19 protein-coding genes are annotated in these 24,843 nt (G+C 35.1%); 16 read left to right on the forward strand and 3 right to left on the reverse strand.

Annotation, left to right across the window (positions count from 1 at the left end):
• Nucleotides 1–47: 47 nt before the first annotated feature.
• Together EZJ43_RS11425 and EZJ43_RS11430 are read right to left on the reverse strand one after the other, a co-directional pair.
• Entirely contained in the window at nucleotides 48–2,207 is a 2,160-nt protein-coding gene (locus tag EZJ43_RS11425; RefSeq protein ID WP_133262843.1) for an ATP-binding protein, read from the reverse strand.
• Nucleotides 2,204–2,911: a LytR/AlgR family response regulator transcription factor gene (locus EZJ43_RS11430; RefSeq protein ID WP_133262844.1), complete on the reverse strand. Its 708-nt coding sequence runs from the start codon at nucleotides 2,909–2,911 to the stop codon at nucleotides 2,204–2,206. The genes EZJ43_RS11425 and EZJ43_RS11430 overlap by 4 nt, the downstream gene beginning before the upstream one ends.
• Before the next feature lie 235 nt (nucleotides 2,912–3,146).
• Here EZJ43_RS11430 and EZJ43_RS11435 point away from each other — a divergent pair, with 235 nt between their 5' ends.
• The 13 genes from EZJ43_RS11435 (at nucleotide 3,147) to EZJ43_RS11495 (ending at nucleotide 17,861) form a co-directional block, all read left to right on the forward strand.
• Nucleotides 3,147–4,196, forward strand: a complete 1,050-nt coding sequence (locus tag EZJ43_RS11435) for an NHL repeat-containing protein (RefSeq protein ID WP_133262845.1) — start codon at nucleotides 3,147–3,149, stop codon at nucleotides 4,194–4,196.
• 749 nt (nucleotides 4,197–4,945) lie between these two features.
• A complete protein-coding gene (locus EZJ43_RS11440) occupies nucleotides 4,946–5,524 on the forward strand; it encodes a hypothetical protein (RefSeq protein ID WP_133262846.1) in 579 nt (192 codons plus the stop codon).
• A gap of 114 nt (nucleotides 5,525–5,638) precedes the next feature.
• Nucleotides 5,639–6,751 (forward strand): hypothetical protein, encoded by a 1,113-nt coding sequence (locus EZJ43_RS11445; RefSeq protein ID WP_133262847.1) that lies wholly within the window; start codon nucleotides 5,639–5,641, stop codon nucleotides 6,749–6,751.
• 40 nt (nucleotides 6,752–6,791) lie between these two features.
• Nucleotides 6,792–7,931, forward strand: a complete 1,140-nt coding sequence (locus tag EZJ43_RS11450; protein WP_133262848.1) for a hypothetical protein — start codon at nucleotides 6,792–6,794, stop codon at nucleotides 7,929–7,931.
• Nucleotides 7,932–8,050: 119 nt separating this feature from the next.
• Complete coding sequence (locus EZJ43_RS11455) at nucleotides 8,051–8,611, forward strand: hypothetical protein (protein WP_133262849.1); 561 nt, start codon at nucleotides 8,051–8,053, stop codon at nucleotides 8,609–8,611.
• A 373-nt stretch (nucleotides 8,612–8,984) separates the two neighbouring features.
• The gene (locus EZJ43_RS11460; protein ID WP_133262850.1) at nucleotides 8,985–10,034 is read left to right on the forward strand and encodes an LGFP repeat-containing protein; all 1,050 of its coding nucleotides are present in this window, start codon (nucleotides 8,985–8,987) and stop codon (nucleotides 10,032–10,034) included.
• Between the two features lie 229 nt (nucleotides 10,035–10,263).
• Nucleotides 10,264–11,733 carry a hypothetical protein gene (locus EZJ43_RS11465; protein WP_133262851.1) on the forward strand — a complete coding sequence of 490 codons (1,470 nt, stop codon included), beginning with the start codon at nucleotides 10,264–10,266 and terminating at the stop codon, nucleotides 11,731–11,733.
• Between the two features lie 296 nt (nucleotides 11,734–12,029).
• A complete protein-coding gene (locus EZJ43_RS11470) occupies nucleotides 12,030–12,383 on the forward strand; it encodes a hypothetical protein (RefSeq protein WP_133262852.1) in 354 nt (117 codons plus the stop codon).
• A 57-nt stretch (nucleotides 12,384–12,440) separates the two neighbouring features.
• Nucleotides 12,441–13,595: a radical SAM protein gene (locus tag EZJ43_RS11475; RefSeq protein ID WP_165953152.1), complete on the forward strand. Its 1,155-nt coding sequence runs from the start codon at nucleotides 12,441–12,443 to the stop codon at nucleotides 13,593–13,595.
• Nucleotides 13,596–14,233: 638 nt separating this feature from the next.
• Nucleotides 14,234–15,184: a hypothetical protein gene (locus EZJ43_RS11480; protein WP_133262854.1), complete on the forward strand. Its 951-nt coding sequence runs from the start codon at nucleotides 14,234–14,236 to the stop codon at nucleotides 15,182–15,184.
• Between the two features lie 6 nt (nucleotides 15,185–15,190).
• Nucleotides 15,191–15,847, forward strand: a complete 657-nt coding sequence (locus tag EZJ43_RS11485) for a hypothetical protein (protein WP_133262855.1) — start codon at nucleotides 15,191–15,193, stop codon at nucleotides 15,845–15,847.
• An 11-nt stretch (nucleotides 15,848–15,858) separates the two neighbouring features.
• Nucleotides 15,859–17,352, forward strand: a complete 1,494-nt coding sequence (locus EZJ43_RS11490; protein ID WP_133262856.1) for an LGFP repeat-containing protein — start codon at nucleotides 15,859–15,861, stop codon at nucleotides 17,350–17,352.
• A 2-nt stretch (nucleotides 17,353–17,354) separates the two neighbouring features.
• Entirely contained in the window at nucleotides 17,355–17,861 is a 507-nt protein-coding gene (locus tag EZJ43_RS11495) for a hypothetical protein (RefSeq protein WP_133262857.1), read from the forward strand.
• Between the two features lie 336 nt (nucleotides 17,862–18,197).
• Here EZJ43_RS11495 and EZJ43_RS11500 read toward each other — a convergent pair whose 3' ends face one another.
• Nucleotides 18,198–19,640 (reverse strand): APC family permease, encoded by a 1,443-nt coding sequence (locus tag EZJ43_RS11500; protein ID WP_133262858.1) that lies wholly within the window; start codon nucleotides 19,638–19,640, stop codon nucleotides 18,198–18,200.
• 280 nt (nucleotides 19,641–19,920) lie between these two features.
• On the opposite strand from EZJ43_RS11500, the gene EZJ43_RS11505 reads away from it, so the two are divergent.
• The 3 genes from EZJ43_RS11505 (at nucleotide 19,921) to EZJ43_RS11515 (ending at nucleotide 24,523) form a co-directional block, all read left to right on the forward strand.
• Nucleotides 19,921–22,170 carry a sodium-translocating pyrophosphatase gene (locus tag EZJ43_RS11505; protein WP_133262859.1) on the forward strand — a complete coding sequence of 750 codons (2,250 nt, stop codon included), beginning with the start codon at nucleotides 19,921–19,923 and terminating at the stop codon, nucleotides 22,168–22,170.
• Nucleotides 22,171–22,295: 125 nt separating this feature from the next.
• A complete protein-coding gene (locus EZJ43_RS11510) occupies nucleotides 22,296–23,753 on the forward strand; it encodes an amino acid permease (protein WP_394343225.1) in 1,458 nt (485 codons plus the stop codon).
• Between the two features lie 194 nt (nucleotides 23,754–23,947).
• Nucleotides 23,948–24,523, forward strand: a complete 576-nt coding sequence (locus tag EZJ43_RS11515; RefSeq protein WP_133262861.1) for a MarC family protein — start codon at nucleotides 23,948–23,950, stop codon at nucleotides 24,521–24,523.
• The last annotated feature ends 320 nt before the right edge of the window (nucleotides 24,524–24,843 follow it).

Raw genomic sequence — 24,843 nt, forward strand, 5'->3', positions numbered from 1 at the left:
AAATTTCGAAATAGCGTTATTTTCATTACTAGTCTTAGCCCAAATAATTAGAATGCTAATATAAAAGTTGTTCGCCCCACTTGGCTATTAAGTGTGATTTTGCAATTAATCGCAATCGCCAAATCCCTAATCAGATGTAAACCCAATCCTGTTTTAATACCTACAACTTCTCTATCATCATACAAAGCCTTAAAATTTTCGTCTGTTGCACCGGGGCCGTTATCCGTAATGGAAAGAAATTTCTGCCCATCTTTACTATATGCACTCCAAATAATTTCGGCATTAGGCGTTTTTGAAAGTGCTTTTATAGCATTTCCTGTTAAATTCCTGATAATGGTTTTAAGGTAATCTTCATCGGTATTCAAAGTCAAATTTTCTGGATTATTAAATTGAATTGAAGTATGCTCCTGACTGGAAAAGTGTCTATTCGTATCGTCGAATAAATTTGAAACACCAATTAACTGGATTTTGGGTTCAAAATGTTCCATTTGCCCTTTGCTCCAAATCAGTAAATCTTCCATACTTTGCAGAAGATTTTCCGTCGCATTCAACGTTTTGTTTTCCAAGCGTATTTTATCGGACTCGCTGAGCATTTCTGGCGCTTCTTTTTGGAGATGCAAAAAATGAACCAAATTACTTACAGGACTTCGTAAGTCGTGGTTTAAAATGCTAAAAAAACGTGTTTTAACTTTATTTGCCCGATCCAATTCATCATTGAATACAAGTAATTGTGAATTTAATTTCTTGGTTGTTCTACCTTGTAAATAAAGTAAAAATCCAATAATCAACAGCAATGTCAACCCGACAATATAATACCATTTCTCCCTTTGCGTTGCCTGCAATGAAAGCTTGGTGATTTCATTTTCCTTTTCGGAAAGGATGAGTTGTTTTTGTTTGGCAATTTTTTCTAACTGTTCATTTTTTAATTGAGCTTGAGACTTTTGAAGTCTCAGTATTCCCAAATCTTTCTCTTTATTACTTTGGGCCAACTTATACTGGTTTAAGGTTAACATTAACTGTTGCTGGCCCAATTTTTCGGTAGACAATAGTTGCGCACTTTTATAACTTTCCTCTTTTTTATCAAATTCATATTGAACTTCTAACCGAGAAATTTGCTTTTTGGTAACATCATTATCCACAAGATCTTTAAGCGCTACAAAACTTCTGTAGTATTTTAGGGCACTGTCTGGCTGACCAATTTTTTCGTAAATTTGGCTTAAACTTTCGGAGCTCTCTTTTTGTACATCCCTAATGTTTATTTCTTTAGATAAATTATTTGCTTTTGTACTGTACAACAAAGCTTCATTATATTTTCCAGACAAATTTAAAGCGTTGCCTATAGTTTGAGAAATAGCAGCTATACCTTTTCTATTTTTAATTTCTTCATTAAGATTTAATGCTTTATTAGCATTTGCAAGCGCTTCTTTGTAATTCCCCAGTTCAGTATATACATTGGCAATATTCCCGTACTCTCTCGCCATACCCATTTTATTGCCCATCTGTATGTTTTCCTCCAATGCCTCTTGATATTTTGAAATGGAAGTTTTATAATCCTTTTTGTAAAAATAAATATTACCTAAATTATCTAGTCCAGATGCAATACCGGCAACGTAGTTGATTTTGGTATGTAGGGCAAGTCCCTTTTGGAAGTACTGTAAAGCCAAGTCATAATTCTTTAACTCACTGTAAATTACGCCCATATTGCCAAAAGTTATACCGAGCGTCATTTCATCTTTAATCGATTCGCCAAGTCGCACAGATTTTTGATAATACATTAGTGCAGTTGGGTAATTATTTTGAACAGTGTTCACCGTTCCCAAATTGGATAAGCATGCGATTATTCCTTTAACATTTTTTAATTCTTCGTGAATTTTTAATGCCGAAGAGAAAGAGCTCTCTGCAGATTTGAAATTTCCAACAGAATAATATGCAATACCTTGAAAACGTAAATTTTCAGCTATCCCTTTTTTATATTTTAGTTTGGTGGCTAATGCGATGGCTTCCTTGGCATAGGAAAGCATTTTCGTTGGGTTGGTTCCTATATATGATGTTGAAATTTGACCTAATAATTTTACACGCGTTGTATCAGCAATTATATTCTTATTTAATTTAGAAATGAGTTCATCGCTTTTGCTTATTTGCTGCGCCAAGAGATTCGATGAATAAAAAGTTAAGATGGTAACAAATAAATAATTCCATTTGTTCATAAAATGAAAGCTTTTAAATTATCTTTAAAACTTCTGCCAATGGGTAATGCAGTTTTATTTTTCAGTATTACATCAAATGATTGGATCGTATCTACGAACATTTTTTGTGTAGCATAACTGCGATGAATGCGAATAAAATTTTTAAAACTTTCTTCTTTCAAAAGATTACCCAAACTAGTTAAAACGCAATGCTTTTTATTTTCTGTTACAATTTTAGTGTAATCTTTTAGTGCTTCCAGATATAAAATTTCGTGTAATTTGATTTTAGTTTGGTGATGACCATCTTTAATAAAAATAGTATCTCCTCCTATTTCCGATTCAAAAAGCGCTACCTTTTCCTTCATTTCAAAATAATCATTAATTCGCGTTATTGCCCTCTCAAAACGATCAAATTTTAAGGGTTTAACCAAAAAATCTAAAGTATCTAGTTCAAAACTTTCTACCGCAAATTCAGAATGCGCCGAAATGTATATGCATACTGGAATTTGCATTGCCCGTTTCCTAAACTCAAGACCGTTGGTATCTGGCATATCAATATCTAAAAAAAGAATATCTATGTGATTATCATCCAGTATTTTAAAAGCTTCATCGGCGCTACAGCAAACAGCAACAATATTAATTGAAGGTATTCTCTTAATAAAAGAAGTAGTCATCAGCTGATCTATTTCATCATCATCAAGAATAATACAATTATAAGTCTTCATTTGAGTAACATACTAATTTTGATCTGCCTACCACAACAGGGTTTCTAAGAAATCTTTAGAAATAGCAGTAAGAATTATGTAGTAAATGTAGTAAAATGTATCAATAATTTTTCATTCGTCTATTTTAAATGCAGTTGGTCTATTAACTGTTTAGTGCCAAGTCTTTAAAGCTGACATTAGTTTATTATTAAATTATGAATCTATTTAAAAATTACAAAAAGTTAAAACTCAAACCATGAAAAAAATAAACCTTATAATCGCAATCGCATTTCTTACTATTCTCTCAGCAAAAAGTTTTGGACAACTTAGACCAATAGGAGAACCAAAACAGCATGTATTGAGCCCGTACGTAAAAGTTGCTAATATGGCTGTAGATGCAAAATACGAAAAAAATCCATGTGGAATAGCAATAAGTTGGCTCGGGAAAGTTGCACTATCATTTTATAACAAAAACCAAAAAGCAAGTGTTTATGTCTGGAACAGTATTTCAGATTTTGAAAAAAATTCATCGATTAAGATAAAATTGGTTGATGAAAATGGAAATGAGGAAACGGAGTTGTATAATCCAGAATCTTTAACTTTTATGCCGGATGAAACGTTAGTTGTTACTGAAACATCTGGCAATGAAACGGGTTTAGTGGTTTATAAAATGGTTAACGGTGTTTATAAAAGGCAATTATTTAATAAGTATAGGTTTATAAATTTAGGCTTCAATAATCCTAGAGGCGTTATAGCGATTGATAATACTCATGTTTTACTCGCTGATGATGATAATAATCAAATCTGGAAAATTGATATCACAAATATTGATGGAAAAGACGGTGTAGTTATCCCTAAAGATCAGCGGTTTAATAATCCAAAAGCAGTAACAACGGATGGAAAATACATTGCTGTTTCATTTTGGAATGGTTTTGTGAATTTTTACGATATGAACTACAAACAAGTTGGGGAGCCGGTGGCAATTAACGGAAGTCCATTAGATTTATGTTTTGGTATAGGTGGTGCTTATGTTACAGTTTTAAACAGTTCGAATGGAAATGTGATAAAACACTTATTCAATAATGGCACGTCTTTTTCATTATCCCCAACAATTTATGGTGCCCAAAGTAATCTTGACACACCTTACGGCTTAGCTACAAATGGCACAACAATGTACATAAGTAATGCTGGGCCAAATAAAATAGCAAAGTTAATAAACAGTGGCGTGCTTTATAAAATGATGGTTCCAAGCAAAAAACAAAAAGATTTGAAACTCTCAAATGGGGGAGATAAATTGCCCTTATAAAGTGATGATCATTTAATTATAAATTTAGTTAGGGTTAAGTAAATTCTATACTTAACTCTAACTTCAATCAACATCAATAGCTTAAAAAATCGATTGATTTAATTTTGTTCTCTATTTTTAAACGCTAATATTTCTTGTATTAATATATCACATCCCAAAAATCTAAATAAATGGTAGCCGATGCAAATTTTAACAAAAATACCAATATTGTTCATCTGCAGTAATTTCTTTATTGCTAACGCCCAAAAACAACCCAGAACTTAGCCAACGCAGAACGCTTATCTGTTGTTCGACCGCTATACTTTAAGTTTAAAAACGAGAAAGATTGGAAATTTATTATCGGTTTAAATAAACGAAACGGAATTTGGGGAAAGATTAACGTAACCCCTCAGCAACCTGAGAACAATTACGAAACGATGGAAATGTTGGTCAAACAAAATGGCAAAAGGTGGCAGAATTTAATAGTTGATGAGGCAAAAGGCGATGACAAAGGTAAGGCGAGCTTTTTAAATAACTGCATAAAAAAGTATTTAAAAGTGCCAAAAAATATAATTTGAACTGATGCTTTTCAAAATAATTTCACAATTCGAATTCAAACTCGGTCACTCATCTATTTAAACAGTCGATTATCTATTGATACAATTTCCTTAGTTAACAAATATCAATTTTGCACTACAAATTGGGCAATACTGAATACGTGCTTTGTGCGACAAGAATTCAGCTTCCTCATAAAAATTTAATATTCCATCATGAAAATCAACTCAATCTTATTTTTTTTAATCATTGTGGCATTTCAAACTTCAAATGCTCAACCTGGTAAACCAAAACATAAAGATGCACCATCAGCATCTATACCAGACGGGTACAAAAATTTGGTAACTGAATTTAACAAACGTACTGCATGTACTATAGAATATTTAGATGATTACCATTATACCACAATGCATACTAATGTTCCATACCTTATCAAAAAAGGAACCATATCTAATATCGGTTTTACTACATTAACTAATGTTGGCAATTCAATCCAGATTAAAACAAACGACATTTTTATTGGCAGTGAGCTATCGGATAAAACTGTAAATGGAATTAGAAAGCCTAATATTTATTACAGCAGTTTTAATTTAACATTTTCTCAAAAAAATGACAATGTTAATTTTATACTCAAATCTAACGGTGATATTGCAGAAACCATTACAAAGGTAACAACTTATAATGTGCCAAACATTACTGGCCGTTGGGAAAACAAATATTGTATAGAATTTAATGCAAATGGTGGTAGGGTGCGGATCTCTTTCGTAAAAGCTCGGTCTACAAATGATAAATAACAATAAAATATTTTAGATGATGTGCATATCGCATTTTATTGATTAATAACCCGCAAAACTATTCGTATAACACTTCGATACTCAACTAAAAAAATTAAGTTAAATATAGAAATAATGAAAAAAACACTAGTCATTTTAATACTATCCTTATTTACAAATCACCTTTTTGCTGGCACTAAGGGCGTAGACATTTGGATAACCAATAATTCGAAATACAAATTTAAGGTTACGGAGAACATAAATGGAAATTGTTCGGATTGCATTCTCTGCCACGATGAAAAATTTGAAAGAGGTTTAAATGAGATGGGTGACTTTTTAAGACCTCACTTTGAAAATTTTCCAGTAAGAAATCATTATGAAGGTCCGTGTGGTGTTTCTGGCTATCTCAATTTCGAATGTTTTATAAATGGAAAAATTTACAAAGGAAGAATTGATTATAGTGTTCCTTACATAGGCGAAAATAAGTACACATACACCATTGACGCTCCATTTAGGCTATACTTACAAAAAACAGATTATACCTTAAATCATCACATATCATTATCGTTCAATTTAGAAGGAGGTCCTGGAGAAGTAATTAATACCATAATCCTCCCCCAAGTCGGCAATAATTCCATAGTTAAGTACATTTCGATAGACCCTACTAAGGTTAATATACCGAATGGGGTTGGTTTATTAGATATTTTCGATGTAGCAGTTCTTGCGCCATCAATATTCCAAGTAGTAGAAGGCTACACAGAACCCTACAAGGGCAACTCAGGCAGGTTTTTAAATGCTATTGAAGTTGGGAAAATTAACTATTATCAATTGCCTACAGCGAGCGACGGACTCCTAAATATTAGGTTGGAAATTACCAACTTACCAGAAGATATACCGCTGACACCAACCTTTAATTTAAATAGTAAAGTAAGATTTGAAGATCCTACAAAAACTAGACCGCAAGATCTGAAACCATGCTCCATAAACCCGGTGGTGTACCCAACCTTTGTAGTAAATTTAGAACAAATAATGGAGAATAAATACAACGTAAACACAGCTTACAGATGCGACAAAGATGTACAAAATCAGGCCAGTAGCAATGTGGCAAATGCTAATAAGGAAAAACAACAGATGGTTACAAACCCTACAGATTGGAGAAATAAAAATGCCATAATTTTTAAGGATAGCAAAATTTCAAAATTCAACACCTTAAAAATTAACAAAATTAAACTGAATAAAACTTTGTAAAGCCGATAGGCGAATAAATGACAATTTTTAAAATATTGGGATGAAAAGAACGAATTTAATAATAGCGTTGCTGGTGATGTTGAGCAGTTTTTGTTACGCGGGCGTTAATCTAACCGTTACGGCTAAAATTAATACAAGAGTAAAGTTTGTTATTAAAGAAGCTATAAACAAAAGTTGTAACGATTGTTTCTTTTGCAATAACGGAGTTTTTAATTTAACCACATATGGATTGAACTCGTTGGCTATAGTGGAGGGAAAGGTACGAGGATTTGCCCAAATACTTGGCACATATATGGGGGGGCCTTGCGGTGTTGCAGGTCAGCTAAATTTTGAATGTATAGATTCTAATGGAAAAATTTATAAGGGATATGTAAGTTACGATGTTCCATATGTGGGGGACAATACTTTTAGATATTTTGTCGAAGCACCATACATTATAACGGGGGACTATGCAGAGAATGATGATTACCACCAGAATAGGCTAAATCTTACAATTTCTGGTGGCCCCGACGTAATTACAAAAACAACTCCATTACCCAACTCTGGCAATAATTCCATTATAAAATATGTAACGTTAAATCCCAAAGAGGTAAAATTACCTGCTGACATTAGCTTTTCGCAAGCTTTTAATGTTTCGGTAGTTGCCCCTTCTGTATTTGAGGAAATTAGTACCTCAAGTGATACTTATAAAGATGCCAAGGGAAGGTTTTTAAATTCCATCGATGTCGGCAACACAAAATTTTATCAACTACCCAATTCAGCGGACGGGAGCTTGAATTTGAAAATTGAGATTACAAATTTACCAGACGGAATACCGCTCACTCCTATTTTTAATCTTAAGAGTAATTTTTTGTTTGAAGATCCAACCTACACAAGTGTGAAAGATTTAAGACCCTGCCAGGTATCTCCACTAGTTTATCCAAATTTTATTGCCAGACTAAATGAGATCTCTACAAATAATTTCTCAATCATCGCCAGTTATGCGTGTGATCGAAGCGCTCAAAATCAGGCAAATAACAATGTGGCAAATGCCAACAAAGAAAAACAACAGATGGTTACGAACCCAACAGACTGGAACAATAAAAATGCGTTGATATTTAAAGGAAACAGAGCTTACAACTTTAATAAGTTTAACCTTAACAAAATAATCAAACTAAATAAAGCGATTATAAAACAATAGTAAATCGAAAAGCCAACCGAGTGCTTATACAAATCCAAAATTGTTTTTTTGGATCATGGTGCCACTCATGTTTGAGGAATTTCACAAAACCTTTAGCTAAAAACTTAAAATATAAAATTATGAAAAAATTATTTATTCTCGTTACTCTTCTAGTTCACTTCACGAACCTGAAAGCGCAAAAAACATACGACCATACTAATATAGATGAGCGCCTTAATGAGATTATACAAATGAACACCTTGGGAAAGGATCCTTTCCTAAAGCCTAAAAAACCTACAGCTGGTGCAAAATGGTTAATTGGAAAATGGTTGGCAAAAGATACTTGGACAGATAAGAACAACAATGGTATTAGAGATGGCAAAGAAAAAAGCGAAGGCGCAAATGGTTTAATAGTCGAATTTAAAGCTGACGGAACTTTATGTCTCGGCATGCCTGGCATGCCCGCAAGTATGAAATTGTGCAATATGCTCTGGCAATGGGCTACTACACCCGAAAAAGATGAACATATTGTTTGGGTAACAGAATTAATCACCCAAAAAGTAACCATCTGGTCTATAGGCAATGCACATTCTGCCAAGCAGTTTGTAATGGAAACTGATCCATACTTAAAATTCAAAAAAGGGAAAGCAATTATCGATTTAAACAAGCCACATGATAGATCTCTATTTGTAAAACAATAAATAAATTTTATGAAAGAAATATTTAGGGACTTTCTATTTGCAGGTGATCGTTCTTTAAATGAAAATCCTATCTACAGGAATTTATCAACGCTCAAACTTTATTTTTTACGGATGGATGCCAACGTAGAGAAGAGTTTTATAATAGATCGAAACTTATTTTACCATATATATACGTTGTTTGAATTGCACCGAAATTAGGGTAAAATTTCAGTTAAACAGACTTAAAATTATATTACTAATACAAGATCACTCACAATCCTAATTCAAATGATTTTCATTCGTCTATTTAAGCTGTCGTTTGTCTATTGGCCTAAAAATCATGCTAGTAAAACCCGCATTTTTATGGTTGTTAGTATGAAATAATTAAAAACATATGAAAAACTTGAAAGTGATAATAACTTCTGCATTGATTGCATTAGCAACATCAAGTGATGCACAGGTAACAATTTATAAAGATTGTGGATATGAAGGCTTATCATTAAAATTACCGGTTGGTTTTTATGAAAATCTTGGAAATTTCAACTGGAACGACGTTATATCATCTATTAAAATTGAACCTGGTTATGAAGTAACGCTTTATGTAGATGCGGGATATGATGGTATGGATTTTGTTTTTAATAGAAATCACGCCTGTTTAAACGATTACAGTTGCAATGATCAAATCTCTTCATTAATTATTAGACAAATAGTGCCCAAAAATAACGCACCGTCCGCAGGACTGTCAAAAGAGGCAATACACGCAGGTCAAGCCTTTACTACATTAATACAAGAAAGCCCATATGTTGCACAAAATGCAGGGCGTCTTAATGGCTCACCATTTTATACCACAAATAAAAACCCCGATTTTGGTAATGGATACGCATGCGGGGGCACTAAAAACAACGCTTTCTTCTACAACTCATTAAAGCAAGGAGCAGACAACCGAACAGCAATATGGGGGCCAATTCTAGACAAATGGGGTACCCACAATCGTGAGCATGGCAATATGGACTGGCCTGTAAATAGCGTTGCACCTATAAAAGACAATGGTGTATTTGCATTTTTCCAAAATGGCGGCATCTATTATAAAGCAACTACCGGTGCACATGTGGTGTGGGGAACTATTAGAGATGCCTTTATAAAGGCTGGCTCTGAAAACGGTGTGCTTGGTTACCCTAAAACAGATGAAATTGAACTTTTTGAAAATACCGCTTTTGGACCGCAAAAAAAGCAGGGGGTATACCAAGAATATGAAGGCGGAAATATATACTATAAATGGGAAGGTGGTCTGCCTGCTTTTAAAGTAAAAGGAGAGATACTTAACCAATACATAAAGAATGGGGGCTATAAAGGTAAATACGGGTTTCCTATAACTGAAGAAAAAAGGGTTAGCAAATTTTCTGTGACACAAGTATTCGCAGGAGGTACTCTCTACAAAAATTAAAAGAATAATGTTGCAGCCATAATAACTGATACAGAATATTCGGGTGTAAAAATGCGTGTAAATTGATACAGTATAGGTATATCAGTAGATCAGGCAATACCCAAAATTCAAAAGTAACAACAGCTTTAGATCACACTAAAAGCATAGCGAAGATTTACCGACCAAATCTAAAAATTGGAAGTACCCTCCCAGATTCTAAAGCAGTATTTTAAACAATAAAATTTAAACCATGAAAAATTTAAAACTAATTGTAGCATTATTTACTGTGCTATTTCTTCATCAGCTTAAAAGCTATGCTGGAGATTGGAAAATTGTAATCACCAATAACTCTAAGACTACTATTTACATAAATTCGTTGGGCGGATACACTGGCATTTTTCAGCATCCAGGCAAGCCCATAGGTGAGTCAATGGCTGTACCAGTTGGAGCTCAATTTGTTTTTAATGGAAGTGTAACCCCATTTCACGGGATAGATATTGAATTTCACATTTGGGCAGATGGATTATCTTCACAAGATTGTGGGTACATCTATTTTCATTCACCCGTTTCCGGGCGTGACATTACAAAATCCCAAGCACGTGAACCTTTCTCATTACGTGTAAATAAAAACTGGGAGCAATCTCGTGTATTAGAGTATAATTTTACAGGCACTAACACCCTTACCCCACTTAAAGAAGGCGCACAAGTATATGAAAATTGTGGTTACGATTTTAGTAAAAATTGGTATATAAAACCAGGATTGTATGCAAACTTTAAAAATATACCCAACGACGCTATATCTGCAGTTGGTGTAACACCGGGATACAGCATAGAATTATTTGAAAATGAAAATTTTAAAGGTCGTTCCTTAACACTAACAGAAAGTAGCGATTGCCTTAACAGTTTTAATGATATAACATCGTCAATGATCGTTAAAAAAATCGGCGAATTTCTTCCTGGAGAAATAGACCCTGATGCTATCCATGCAATGCAAGCGTTTACAACCCTGTTAAAAGAAGATAAATATGTAGCCCAAAACATTGGCAAACTCAAAGGTATGGCATTCGCAAGTAGCAATTCTAACCCTAATTTTGGCAATGGTTATTGCTGTGGAGCTACACTAAATGATGCGTTTTGTTATAGCTCTACAAAACAAGGTCGGGATCACCGTACTGCTATTTGGGGACCAATTTTAGAAAAGTGGGGTACCTACAATCGAGAACACGGTGACATGGGTTGGCCTGTAAGCAGTGTTGCACCCATAAAAGACAATGGCCAATTTGCATTTTTTCAAAATGGTTCTATTTATTACAAAGCCACTACTGGGGCACATGTGGTTAAAGGATCTGTAAAATCTACGTTTGAGGCAGCAAAATCTGAAAACGGTGAGTTAGGTTATCCTAAAACAGATGAAATAGAAATTTTTGCTAATCGTATTGGAAACACTGGTAAAAAAATCGGCGTATATCAAGTGTTTGAAGGTGGTATTATATATTATAAATGGGATGGAGGCCGACCTGCAATAATTATAAAAGGCAAAATTTTAGATCAATATTTAGCCGCAGGTGGCCCAAGAAGTACATTCGGCTGGCCTCTTGGAGCGGAAAGAAAAGAAGACGATAAATATAAACAAGATTTTGAACGCGGTTCATTAGAGAGGGCTAGATTCGAAAAGATGAAACCTGATGGCATAAAACCATCTATTAAACCCACTGATTAATAGATTTTTACGATAGCCCAACTATCTTGGGTGTTAATTATAAAAGTTGTAGGCGCGGCTACAACTTTTGCTGGTAGTTTATTAATGTTAAAAAATAAATCAGCAAATTAAATTTATCGCACAAAAAATCGACATCAAAGATTATAGTATGAATATTAAGCTCTCAATAAAAACTTGTCAAAAATAAAAACCAACATTAAAAAAACATCAACCGAGAAAATTAGAAAAACAAATTTTAATCAATAATCGGAAATAATTATTCAACTCTTCTTTTTCACAATTTAAACTTAAAAAAAATGCAAAAAACCGTAAAAAACACTTTAGCTGCGACTGTAGTAGCTTTAGCACTGTCTTCAGCAGCACAAGCGGCGAACACTTGCTCATCGCCCTTGTCCGATACAACACACATTAAGAATATCAGCCCTGCGGCAATGCGTGTAATAATGGACAAACTAAGGGCTTCGGGTGCGAAAGGTGCCATGATTCCTACAAGTTTTGCAGAGAAGTCAGGAGATTTCGCTAAAGCTGATGATTTCAAAAAATGGACTCTAAAGGGGAGCTCAGACGAGATAAAAGTAACTGGAGGAAATTACACCTTTAATGCGACTGAATTAAGAAAAATTAATTCAAAACTTAAAATTAAGCCTTAAAAAATACCGCCATAGTCGCAATACTATGGCAGTATTTCTTTCGAAAACATCATGTATATGTGGAAACCTAAAAGTATTCAGCTAGTTATTAAACTTACTAAATTATGCAACTTACGTTGTAAATACTGTTATGAATACCCGTATCTGGGTGACAAAAGAAAAATAGAACTTACAGATATAGAAAAAATGTTTCAGAATATTTTGCCTTCTGTGGTAGAACATAGTATTTCGAAAGTAGAATTTGTCTTCCACGGTGGTGAACCATTCTTACTGAGTGCCAGTTATTATCGCAGTATTTTTGAAATGCAACAAAGAATTTTCGGTCAGGCAGGCATACTTTTTCAAAACGTAGTTCAAACTAATTTGATTAATCTAAAGCCTGAACATGTACAACTCATTAAAGATGATGTAATTTCTGGGGTGGGCGTTTCAATTGACCTTTTCGGGGAAGAGCGGGTAAACCAATCGGGAAAGAGCATGGATCACCGTACACTCGCTAACATGGATATTTTGGCAAAAGAAAATATTTTTGTAAGTGTAATATCAGTTCTTAGCGGTAAAACTGCCCCGTTCTACAAAGAGATGTTCGCATTTTTCGACAAATGTAATACTACTTGGCGCTTACTGCCTATAGACCTTACGGGTTATGAAGGTCAGCACGACGACAACTTACTTACCGCAGTCAAACTTGTAAAAATTTTAAAAGATCTTTTCGATCAATGGATTCAATCAGAAAGCGCCATAAAATTTGAACCCATTAATGAATATATGGATATCGCCATCTCTTTTTTAAATTCCAATGAAACACTACATAAATTTAGCAAAGAAACAGACGATTCTCTTTTTATAATAAATACTAATGGGCAAGTATTCTGCGAAGCTGACGCATATAATGACCTGTTTGCATATGGCAATATTTTCACCACCCCATTTTCTGCATTACTTTCGTCATCCGCTAGAAAGCGAGCTATTGAAAGAGCAAATTTAATTACTGGCTCAGTTTGCAATGATTGTATGTATTACGGCCATTGTAGTGGCTTTAGGATGGCAGAATCCACCACAGAAAAATTATATTGGGATGTAAATGGAAATATTTCTTGCACAGTTATAAAGCCAATGGTCGATTATATAGTTGAAAAGTTAACTTTCGACAATACATTTCCTTTATCAAAAGGGTCCCTGTCAACCGATAAACAATTAGCTGTTTTATAAAACCTATTGATTTTGGCTATTCTCGAAAGAGAGATTATATACCCCCGATAGGAAATAGTTTGAGACGTTGAGTTATTTAAGCCAGTTGATTTTACATAACGTGTTACAAAACAGGGCGGGGAAATAATCTCAAGGGGAACATAAAATAAGAAACGCTCACAAAAACCCATCGGCAATTTCGAAAAGTTACGTGGGAAGAGCAGACAAAGCCAATATAAAATTAAAAATAACTGATAATGAAAACTTACCAAAATATAAATGCAACTAGATTTTTTGTATTTGCTATAATGTGCCTGTGCATTGCTTGTCAAACAAACGAAAAGAGTAATAAAAATGAAACACCTGCAATAGTTCTACCCAGCAAGACACCCAAACACTAAATACAGCAATTACAATTATTAGTGATACAAGAACTAGAATAGAATCGCCTATTCAATTTAAGAAATTCTCATTCATCTATTTAAATGGTCATTCGTCTATTTGGCCTGACTTTGCAATGTTTAGGCCATTAACTTTATATGTATTAAATCAATTAAAACCTTATGACTAAAATAAAATTTATAATAGCCATTGCAGCAATTGCTATTACAAGTGCTTGTAAAAAAAATTCTCCCACATCAGAGGTAACACCTCCTCCTGTGGTTGTATCACCACCGGCCACAACAAATGATGTATACGCCGTGGGTTACACGCAACCAGCGTCTGCCACTCGCCAAGTTGCATCATTGTGGAAGAACGGCGCATTTACCCAGCTTACAGATGGCAGCGCTATTGCTACTGCAACAAGCGTTTTCGTTTTAGGGAACGACGTTTATGTTGGTGGAAATGATAATTTAAAAGCCAGAATTTGGAAAAATGGTGTCGCAATAAATTTGCCTGACAAGGGTTTCTCAGGATATGTAAATGCAATTTACGTAGTTGGGGCTGACGTTTATGCCGCAGGAGGTGTAACTACTACCATCTCTGGAGGAATAAGTAATGCATGTATGTGGAAAAATGGCGCATTGATCATACTTGACGATATTAATAACTCGAACGCTTCTGGAATCTTCGTAAATGGAACAGACGTTTATGTATGTGGCAGAACAACAGATAGCCAACTCATCAAGACTTCAGTTCTCTGGAAAAATGGGGTGAAAACTAAATTAAGTGATGGCACAGACGCTGGAGCAACTGGAGTTTTTGTATCAGGCAATGACGTTTATGTCTCGGGCACAATAGCTGGCAAAATTGTTAATAATGTAACTACCTATAGTAAGGCTGTAGTTTGGAAGAATGGAACAGCAATTACTTTGAGCGATGGTAGCTCTGGGGGAGTGGAAGCATCCTCAGTTTTTGTAAATGGTCAAGACGTTTATGTTGCAGGTAGCTTTCCAAATGCAAATATTTGGAAAAATGGTGTTGCCACGCCAATTGTTGAAGCGAATGCTAGTAGTTCTGCGCAATGCATTTTCGTTCTAGGATCTGATGTTTATCTCGGTGGAGATAGAAACTCGACTGCGAGCTACTTTAAAAATGGTGTTCGTGTACAATTAACTCAAAACCCACCTCTTGGAAGTAGCATGGTTAAGGGAATTTTTGTAAAATAATCATTTATGAGACACATCGCAATAATAATACTATCGCTTTTCTTCCTGATGGCATGTAAGGGAAAAACAGGTAAAAATTTATCTGAAAATAATAAAGTGGTTGCTAGCAAAGCTGTAATTGATTCTGTAAAAACAAGGAAGGATCTACCTAAAACAATTATAGATACACCCATCACTTTTAATTATAAAATCGTAAATAATAATACCCCACTAGCATTCACCTTTACCTACAATAAGCATTTGTATAAATTTTACGCGTACGCGGATTATTTACTACCAAATAAAAAAAACAAAAAGCAAAAACATCACGAACTGAGTATTAACGCTTCTATTTATGGTGGCTATGCAGATGATTTTAATGATGGCGCAAATATTACAACGGAAAAGGATTTAATATTTAATAAACCATTAAAAATTACAGGGTATTTAGCTGTAGAAAATCACAAACTGTTAAATATAAAGTCTGGCTTTCTCACTGTTAGTGTAAACAATCAAAATAAAATCAGTGGTACATTTACCTGCGAAGGTTACATTACCAACTATCTAAAAGGGGATGGAAAGGCGCTCGGAGCTTTCAAAATAACTGATGGAAAATTCGAAAAAATTCCTGTTGGGGTGCACTACATTGCGGATTTTGAGGAAGGTTTTATAAGAATGATCTAAACCTTAAAAAAATGAAAAAAATATTAATCATAATTTTAGCATTTTTTATAGTAGAAAATGCCAAAGCACAGTTTGAAGATACTTATTTAGTCTCATTTGATAATACGGTTCTGGCTGCGAACACCCAACCTTATGGTGATTTTGCAGTTGCTTTTTATGAAGTGACTGGAGGGGCAAATTATAAGCCTGTAAAAACAACTAATGGCAGATTTATTACCTGCTTATGGGGGAAAACAGATTACAAGCAACCAAACATGACTGCGAATACAATTACGTTAAAAAGCAATTTTCAGGGCACTATCATTGCACGCTTTTTCTTGCGGATTAGAGATCATGACGGTGATTCGCCAGATGACGATTTAAATGTAGTTGATTCAGAATTTGGCGTTAACAGAATGAGAAACGATAATTTGCCCGGAGAAAAGGATGACCAATGTTGCCATGGATGCACTGGCCATACATCTATAGATCTATCTGATTTTAATAATAGGCAAACTTGGATCTCAGCTGCGGACTTTGAAGGTAACTTTTCTACCTCGAATGATGGAGACAAGGTGTGGTTTAAATTAACGCTTAGTAAAATACCCAAACCTGTCAAGGTAAGCACGTCTGACGATATAGTAATTGCAGAAGCTGCAGTTAGAGCGAAAAATTTAACAGCTGATTGCAGGTTTACCGGCAGTAACCAGATTGAAAGACTGAACAGCAAAGTTACCAATAATCCTATTTGGGTAAAAATATATGATCAGGATGCTCGCATTTTTTTCAACCCTCGAAGTGCAAAAGCCCTATTTACGAAAGGAGATATTGGTAAATATTCCATTGTTTTAAACAATAGCAACAGGAGTATTGGTTGGCCAACCACCGATCATTTACCTACCACCAGAAAACTTGGGGGCGCAATACAAGATTTTGAAGGTGGAACATTGGTGTGGAGCGCAAATACCAATACCCATTTAGTAAAAGGAATAGTTTTAAAAGAATGGAGCAAAATTGGCGCAGATGGAATTACAGGATTTCCTAAAACAGATGAAATATATATAAATAAAAACACTGGTGTAGTACAACATTTTGAACAAGGTTCTATTTATTACAAATTTGGCAAACCTGATGCCTACTACATAACTGGAGCTGTATATAAAAAATATGGCGAATTGGGCTATGAAAAAGGAGTATTAGGGTATCCAAGGACTGATTTTGACGTAGATAAAGCTAAATCCGGAGGCACACAGTGGTTTGAAAAAGGAGCAATGTATTACTCGCTAACCACTGGCGCACATTATGTACCGGAGGGAGAATTATACAACCGATACGGTTTCAATAATTTTAATGATGGAAAATTAGGTTATCCAACGGACGACCCAAAAATTTTAGATGGGGTGTTAACGCAAGAGTTTCAGGGTGGAATAATTAATGGTAAGGAAGTAATTTTTAACAATTCTACAAGGTATCAAGAATTTAGAAAAATATTGCTCAATCCTAATAAAGTGATTAAATTTAACTAACAGTGTTTAAAATAATATTAATATTCTGTTGTGCATTTACAATAAATGCCCAAGCTCAAAAGAGTATAACCTACTCTTATGCTGGCTTGGGCATAAACCCAAGTAGTGGCTATAAAACCATAACAGAAAACGGTAAAATTATAACTAAAACATCTAAAAAATTTAATAAAGATTCGTTACAAAATATCCCAATAGAAAAAATTGCAATCTCGAAGGTTACGCCCCTATTTTTGCTTGTAGATAGCATCTTAACACTAAATAAAACTTCAATCTCCTTACCTTATAAAACTGGAGGCTATGGTCTACAAAAAATAACTTATTTCAATGGTAAAACCGAAACGTTGTTATTTGGTACAATTGATTGGAAAATTGCAGACGATTATGAAATAAAAATTAAAAAAGAAAAGAATAAAGTGCGGAAAAAACAATTAAGTCTAGAATATGATCATACCAAAAAGCTAGTTGGTTTATACAAAAAAATGTATTTAATGATTAATGAGTGTTATTAACAACGTAATCAAATTACCAATAATCATGACATAACTCGAAGACGACATTTGCTACATGCTAATTGTCAAATTTTAACAATTTAGCCTTGTTATGGTCTTCATCTCATATATCGATTTTTTTAAGTAATATGGGTTTTAACTTCCTCTGTTTGTTGCAATACCCCAAGTTAACTAAACCCGACCGACGGCGGTATGCCGATTTTTCTTCGGCATTTAGCAAAGGGCGGGGCTTTCGGAACCGATTGACACAGCACCCTTCGTTTCCAAATCAATTTAAAAACAAAAAGGAGCAAATAAATCTGCTCCTCTCAAATAAATGCTAATAAAAACCTCGGTTTAAAGCTGTTGCTCCTTCTTCTTAATGATATAATAAATTGGAATACCGAGCGATACGATAATTAGGCCGGGCCAAGTATATTGTTGTTTATAAATGAGGAGCAAACCGCAAAATGCAGCGCCAATTACCAAATAAATAATTGGCGTAACTGGGTACAACCAGGTTTTGTAAGGTCGTTCTAAATTTGGTTGTTTAAATCTCAAATAAATTACGCCAAAAACGGTAATCATGTAAAAGAGTACAATTACGAAAGAAATCATATCCAAAAGATTTCCGTATTGACCGCTTAAGCATAAAACAGAAGCCCAAATACATTGCATCCAAAGTGATTTTGCTGGAACGCCGTTTTTGTTGTTGTGAATTGCTGCTTTAAAAAACATACCGTCTTTAGCCATTGTTTGGAAAACCCTACCGCCGGCAAAAACCAGCCCATTAACGCAACCGAAAGTAGAAACCATAACCAGTATGGCCATTATAATGGTACCAATACCGTTTCCGAAAATTTGTTGGGAGGCTTCAACCGCAACACGATCGTTAGTTGCAAAGGCAATACCGTCTCTACTTAACGTGTTTAAGTATATAAAATTAACCAATAAGTATAAAATTACTACTGCGGTAGTACCCAAAACCATAGAACGAACGATATTTTTCTTGGGGTTTTCAATTTCGCCAGATACAAAAGTAACGTTTTCCCATGCTACACTAGAAAATACCGAACCCACCATCGCCGCTGCAATTCCGCCCATAATGGCCATTCCAGAAATGGATTCCCAGCCAGATTTAAGGAAATTTCCGCTTGCATCTGCTTTTAGATTTTTGAAAGCGCTCCATCCGAAACTCATATTCTCCGACCAAAAATTGTTTTTCACCAAAAGAAAACCTAAAATTATAAGTCCGATTAGGGCAATAATTTTGGAGCCGGTAAAAATATTCTGCATCCATTTACCACTTTCAACGCCTTTTGTATTTATATAACTTAAGAGCAGAATTACACCAATAGCTAATATTTGGATCCAAGTAATTTTATATCCACCACTTTGAAAAATTGGCGCAGCATCGTTTAAAGATGGTATTAAATAGGAAGTAAATTTACCAAAAGCAACGGCAACAGCAGCAATTGTGCCTGTTTGGATCACGGCAAATAATCCCCAACCGTAAAGGAAGCCCATCATTTTACCAAAAATTTCTTTCAGATATGTGTATTGTCCGCCTGCTTTGGGGTAGATAGAAGCAAGTTCGCCATACGATATTGCGGCTGCAACTGTCATTATCCCCGTAATTACCCAAACCACAATTAACCAATATCCCGAACCTAAATTACGCATCACATCGGCACTTACAATAAAAATACCGCTTCCAATCATCGAGCCCATTACCAGCATCGCAGCATCAAAAAGGCCTAATTTTCTTTTGGCAGGTGTTTCTTTGTTCAATTCTTCCATATATAGTTTAGTTGGTTTGGTTTTACGCCCCTAAGATATATTAAAAAAGATGTAAAAAAAATAGCCTTATATGGATAGCAAAAAGCGTTAAACCAAACTAAAAACATTGATAATTGCGATTAAATTAGCCTACGGATAAAAATATTATGCGCTAAGATTAAATTTTCATCCACAGAACAAATAATTTATTACCTTGCTACACTCATTTTACACGAAAGTGTAGATAAATAATAACCAAATCATTTAAAAACGAACGAATAAGACAAATCAATTTTTAACTATGGATTTTTTACAAAACAATTTAATTTATTTTATCCCTGCACTTGGCCTTGTAGGTATAATTGTGATGGCGATTAAAAGTGCTTGGGTGAGCAAACAAGACCCCGGTGATAAAAACATGCAAGAACTGGCTGGCTACATTGCCGATGGTGCAATGGCGTTTTTGAAAGCAGAATGGAAAGTACTTAGTATTTTTGCTGTTTTTACCGCTGCTTTGCTGGCCTATTCTGGAAATATCCACGAAATAAATGGCGTACAAATGCACTCGAGCTGGATTATTTCTATTGCATTTTTAATAGGTGCTGTATTTTCTGCAACTGCAGGATATATTGGTATGAATGTGGCAACCAAAGCAAATGTTCGTACTACACAAGCTGCTAGAACAAGTTTAAAACAAGCGCTAAAGGTAAGTTTTACCGGCGGAACGGTTATGGGTTTAGGCGTTGCCGGACTTGCTATTTTAGGATTAGGTGGTTTGTTTATTGTATTTATGAAATACTTTAACGTGGTTACTGTAGATAGTGTAGAAATGAAAACCGCAATTGAGGTTTTAACAGGCTTCTCTTTAGGTGCAGAATCAATAGCATTATTTGCACGTGTTGGCGGTGGTATTTATACCAAAGCAGCCGATGTTGGTGCCGATTTAGTAGGTAAAGTAGAAGCTGGAATACCAGAAGATGATGTTCGTAACCCTGCAACTATTGCCGATAACGTAGGTGATAATGTGGGTGATGTTGCAGGTATGGGCGCCGATTTATTTGGATCTTATGTAGCAACCATTTTAGCCACCATGGTATTAGGACAAGAAATAAAGGTTGATGATAAATTTGGAGGTATGTCTCCTATTTTATTACCAATGGTAATTTGTGGTTTAGGTATTATCTTTTCTATTATAGGTACATGGTTTGTAACGATAAAGGATGAAAAATCGAGCGTTCAAAATGCCTTGAATTTAGGTAATTGGTCGTCCATTGCCATTACAGCTGTTTCATCTTTCTTTATTGTGAAGTGGATGTTGCCAGAAACATTAAGCATTCGTGGTTACGAGTTTTCGAGCATGAATGTGTTTTACGCCATTATGGTTGGTTTAGTTGTAGGTACGATTATGAGTATTGTTACTGAATATTTTACGGCAATGGGTAAAGGACCAGTAAATTCTATTATTCAACAATCATCAACAGGTCATGCAACAAATATTATTGCAGGTTTATCGGTTGGAATGAAATCAACGGTAATTCCAATTTTGGTTTTGGCTGGCGGAATTATGGCTTCTTACCACTTTGCAGGATTATACGGAGTTGCAATTGCAGCAGCAGGTATGATGGCAACTACTGCAATGCAGTTGGCTATTGATGCTTTTGGACCAATTGCAGATAACGCAGGTGGTATCGCAGAGATGAGTCAATTACCTCCAGAAGTACGTGAGCGTACCGATAATTTAGATGCAGTTGGCAACACCACCGCAGCAACAGGTAAAGGATTTGCAATTGCTTCGGCCGCTTTAACTTCATTGGCATTATTTGCAGCCTTTGTTGGTATTGCAGGTATTTCGGCAATTGATATTTACAAAGCACCAGTATTAGCGGGATTATTTGTAGGCGGGATGATTCCTTTCGTATTCTCGGCATTATGTATCCAAGCGGTAGGTAAGGCAGCGATGGATATGGTGCAAGAAGTTCGTCGCCAGTTCCGCGAAATTCCTGGAATTATGGAATACAAAGCAAAACCTGAATATGATAAGTGCGTTGCGATTTCGACTAAAGCATCTATCCGCGAAATGATGTTGCCAGGTGCTATTGCATTAATTACCCCAGTAATTATTGGTTTCACTTTCGGCCCTGAGGTTTTAGGTGGATTATTAGCAGGTGTTACCGTTACAGGTGTACTTATGGGAATTTTCCAAAGTAACGCAGGTGGTGCGTGGGATAATGCTAAGAAATCTTTCGAGCAAGGTGTAATGATTAACGGAGAAATGTTCTACAAAAAATCAGAACCGCATAAAGCTTCAGTAACAGGTGATACCGTTGGTGATCCTTTTAAAGACACATCTGGTCCATCGATGAATATTTTAATTAAATTAATGTCGATTGTATCTTTAGTAATTGCGCCATACATTGCCGTACCAAAAATGGCAACGCAAGCAAAAGCAGAGATTAAAAAAGAAATTATCATGTTGCAACATCAGGTAGAGCAACTTCAAAAAATTGATAGTCAAAAACAAGTGACATTTATTAAAACATCCGAAAATTAAAAAATAGGTGGTTTTAAATTTAAAAAGAGGGGTTTTTAGTTAAAATCCCTCTTTTTATTTACATTATTTTTATTTAGGTTTACGACCGCAAACAATTAAATCAACTAAAACAAACTAAATAAATGCTGAATTTAAAAAAGCCCATTGACGTACTGATAGCAGAATCTGCTGAAAGTGGGGAAGGCACATTGAAACGAACACTGAGCAGTACAAGTCTTGTTGCTCTTGGTATCGGCGCCATTATTGGTGCAGGTTTATTCTCTTTAACGGGCATTGCAGCCGCAGATCATGCTGGTCCCGCAGTTACCTTATCATTTATATTGGCAGCAGTTGGCTGTGCTTTTGCTGGCTTGTGCTATGCAGAATTTGCTTCTATGATTCCTGTTGCAGGAAGTGCCTACACTTATTCTTACGCTACAATGGGTGAGTTTATGGCATGGATAATTGGATGGGATTTAGTACTGGAATATGCATTAGGTGCTGCAACAGTTGGCGTTTCCTGGTCTGGATATTTCGTGAAGCTACTTCATGAGTTTGGTCTCGAGATGCCCATGTATTTAACTAAATCATTTGCGGCAGGAGAAGGCGGAGGTATTAACCTTCCGGCTATTGTTATTGTGTCGCTTTTATCACTCATGCTAATCCGGGGCACAAAAGAGTCTGCAAGTCTTAATAATATATTAGTTATTGTCAAAGTATGTGTGGTAATCTTGTTCATCGCTTTGGGCTGGAAATTTATAAATCCTGCTTACCATACACCTTATATTCCAGAAAACACTGGCGTTTACGGTGAATTTGGTATTTCGGGTATTGCAGCAGGTGCAGCGCTAGTATTCTTTGCTTTCATTGGCTTCGACGCCGTGTCGACCGCAGCTCAGGAAGCTAAAAACCCACAAAAAGGAATGCCTATTGGGATATTAGGTTCATTAGTTGTATGTACAATTCTTTATGTATTGTTTGCTCATGTAATGACTGGATTAGTACCATTCCAAATTTTTAAAGGTGATGCATCTCCAGCAGCCACGGCTTTTAAAGCAACAGGATACACTTGGCTTCAAATGGGATTAATAATTGCCATATTAGCTGGATATACCTCTGTAATATTAGTTATGCTAATGGGACAATCGAGAGTATTCTACACAATGTCTAAAGATGGTTTGTTACCTAAATTCTTCAGCACAATTCACTCAAAATTTAGAACGCCATTTAAGACAAATTTATTCTTTATGGTATTCGTGAGTATTTTTGCAGGATTTGTACCGGTTACAGAATTAGGTCACATGGTATCAATAGGAACACTTTTTGCTTTCTCACTTGTTTGTATCGGCGTTATGATTATGCGCAAAACAGATCCTACTAGACATCGTCCTTTTAGAACTCCATTCGTTCCTTTAGTACCAATTTTAGGTATTATTGTATGTGTGTATTTGATGTATTCATTACCATACGAGGCATGGATACGATTGGCAATTTGGATGATTCTTGGTGTAGCAATTTACTTTTTGTATGGTAAAAATAAATCCGTATTAAGAAATAAAGGCAAGGTTGTAATACCAGTAGACCCACCAAAGCCCGAACTATAATTTCGTTGAACATATTGTGAAAGCCACCTTCGGGTGGCTTTTTTCTTAAATAACATTTTGGCGTTATTTAAAGAGCCATTTTATCGCAGAATAAAAACCATAATCGGGATCATAAAACAAATTTAATGTCTTGATGATTTACAATTAATCTAAGTCGATATTTTTATTTTACCTTTGCACTAAAATTTTACAAAATGAACTATCTCAAATTTAATTTCAGTCAAATTGTATCCACTTCAATGGTATTGTTTGCCATTATTGATATCTTGGGATCCATTCCCATAATAATAGAACTTAGAAGAAAAGCAGGCCACATAGAATCGGAAAAAGCTTCTCTTGTGGCTACTGGATTAATGATTTTATTTTTATTTCTGGGTGAGAATTTATTAAAAATAATCGGGTTAGATGTTCAATCGTTTGCGATTGCTGGTTCAATTGTAATATTTTTTATTGCGATGGAGATGGTTTTAGGTTTAACAATATTTAAAGAAGAAGCCCCAGAAACTGTATCGATAATACCATTAGCTTTCCCGCTAATAGCAGGTGCTGGTACAATGACCACGCTTCTATCCCTAAAAACGGAATACGAAACACAAAACATTTTAGTTGGTATCCTAATAAATACGCTATTTGTTTATTTCGTTTTAAAGAATACGCAGAGATTGGAGAAATTATTTGGCAAATCGGGATTAAACGTGCTTCGTAAAGCCTTCGGCGTAATTTTGTTGGCTATCGCAATAAAGTTGTTTAGAAATAATACTGGGTTGTAAATAATGATAAAGCGACAATTTTTGGTATTATACACAGATACATCGAATGATGCTACAATATTTTTCGCTAAAAAATCGACTGTTCAAATCAGATTCCTCCGAAGTCGGAATGACAAACTTTTAATAAAAAACATAATATAACGACCGTTGACCAAAACACCTGAAGGTAATTGTTGCACTAATAGAAAATCTCGGGTCAACCGTAAAAGCTGGGGAGTGCTGGCTCTAAGCAAACAATTTTCCAAGTCTAAACAGGAAAAATTTGGGATCGGTTACGCCTCTTAAATTAGCTCTGAATAGTTTTATTTTTGAATTGAATG

It is taken from the genome of Pedobacter changchengzhani (assembly GCF_004354365.1).
In the GTDB taxonomy this organism is placed as follows: domain Bacteria; phylum Bacteroidota; class Bacteroidia; order Sphingobacteriales; family Sphingobacteriaceae; genus Pedobacter; species Pedobacter changchengzhani.

Bases quoted from the DNA above. Each gene is read 5' to 3' on its own strand.
- EZJ43_RS11445 (WP_133262847.1), top strand. From the start codon at position 5,639: ATGAAAAAAACACTAGTCATTTTAATACTATCCTTATTTACAAATCAC.
- EZJ43_RS11505 (WP_133262859.1), top strand. From the start codon at position 19,921: ATGGATTTTTTACAAAACAATTTAATTTATTTTATCCCTGCACTTGGC.
- EZJ43_RS11485 (WP_133262855.1), top strand. From the start codon at position 15,191: ATGAGACACATCGCAATAATAATACTATCGCTTTTCTTCCTGATGGCA.
- EZJ43_RS11515 (WP_133262861.1), top strand. From the start codon at position 23,948: ATGAACTATCTCAAATTTAATTTCAGTCAAATTGTATCCACTTCAATG.
- EZJ43_RS11440 (WP_133262846.1), top strand. From the start codon at position 4,946: ATGAAAATCAACTCAATCTTATTTTTTTTAATCATTGTGGCATTTCAA.
- EZJ43_RS11455 (WP_133262849.1), top strand. From the start codon at position 8,051: ATGAAAAAATTATTTATTCTCGTTACTCTTCTAGTTCACTTCACGAAC.
- EZJ43_RS11430 (WP_133262844.1), bottom strand. From the start codon at position 2,911: ATGAAGACTTATAATTGTATTATTCTTGATGATGATGAAATAGATCAG.
- EZJ43_RS11500 (WP_133262858.1), bottom strand. From the start codon at position 19,640: ATGGAAGAATTGAACAAAGAAACACCTGCCAAAAGAAAATTAGGCCTT.
- EZJ43_RS11435 (WP_133262845.1), top strand. From the start codon at position 3,147: ATGAAAAAAATAAACCTTATAATCGCAATCGCATTTCTTACTATTCTC.
- EZJ43_RS11465 (WP_133262851.1), top strand. From the start codon at position 10,264: ATGAAAAATTTAAAACTAATTGTAGCATTATTTACTGTGCTATTTCTT.
- EZJ43_RS11425 (WP_133262843.1), bottom strand. From the start codon at position 2,207: ATGAACAAATGGAATTATTTATTTGTTACCATCTTAACTTTTTATTCA.
- EZJ43_RS11475 (WP_165953152.1), top strand. From the start codon at position 12,441: ATGTGGAAACCTAAAAGTATTCAGCTAGTTATTAAACTTACTAAATTA.
- EZJ43_RS11470 (WP_133262852.1), top strand. From the start codon at position 12,030: ATGCAAAAAACCGTAAAAAACACTTTAGCTGCGACTGTAGTAGCTTTA.
- EZJ43_RS11450 (WP_133262848.1), top strand. From the start codon at position 6,792: ATGAAAAGAACGAATTTAATAATAGCGTTGCTGGTGATGTTGAGCAGT.
- EZJ43_RS11460 (WP_133262850.1), top strand. From the start codon at position 8,985: ATGAAAAACTTGAAAGTGATAATAACTTCTGCATTGATTGCATTAGCA.
- EZJ43_RS11490 (WP_133262856.1), top strand. From the start codon at position 15,859: ATGAAAAAAATATTAATCATAATTTTAGCATTTTTTATAGTAGAAAAT.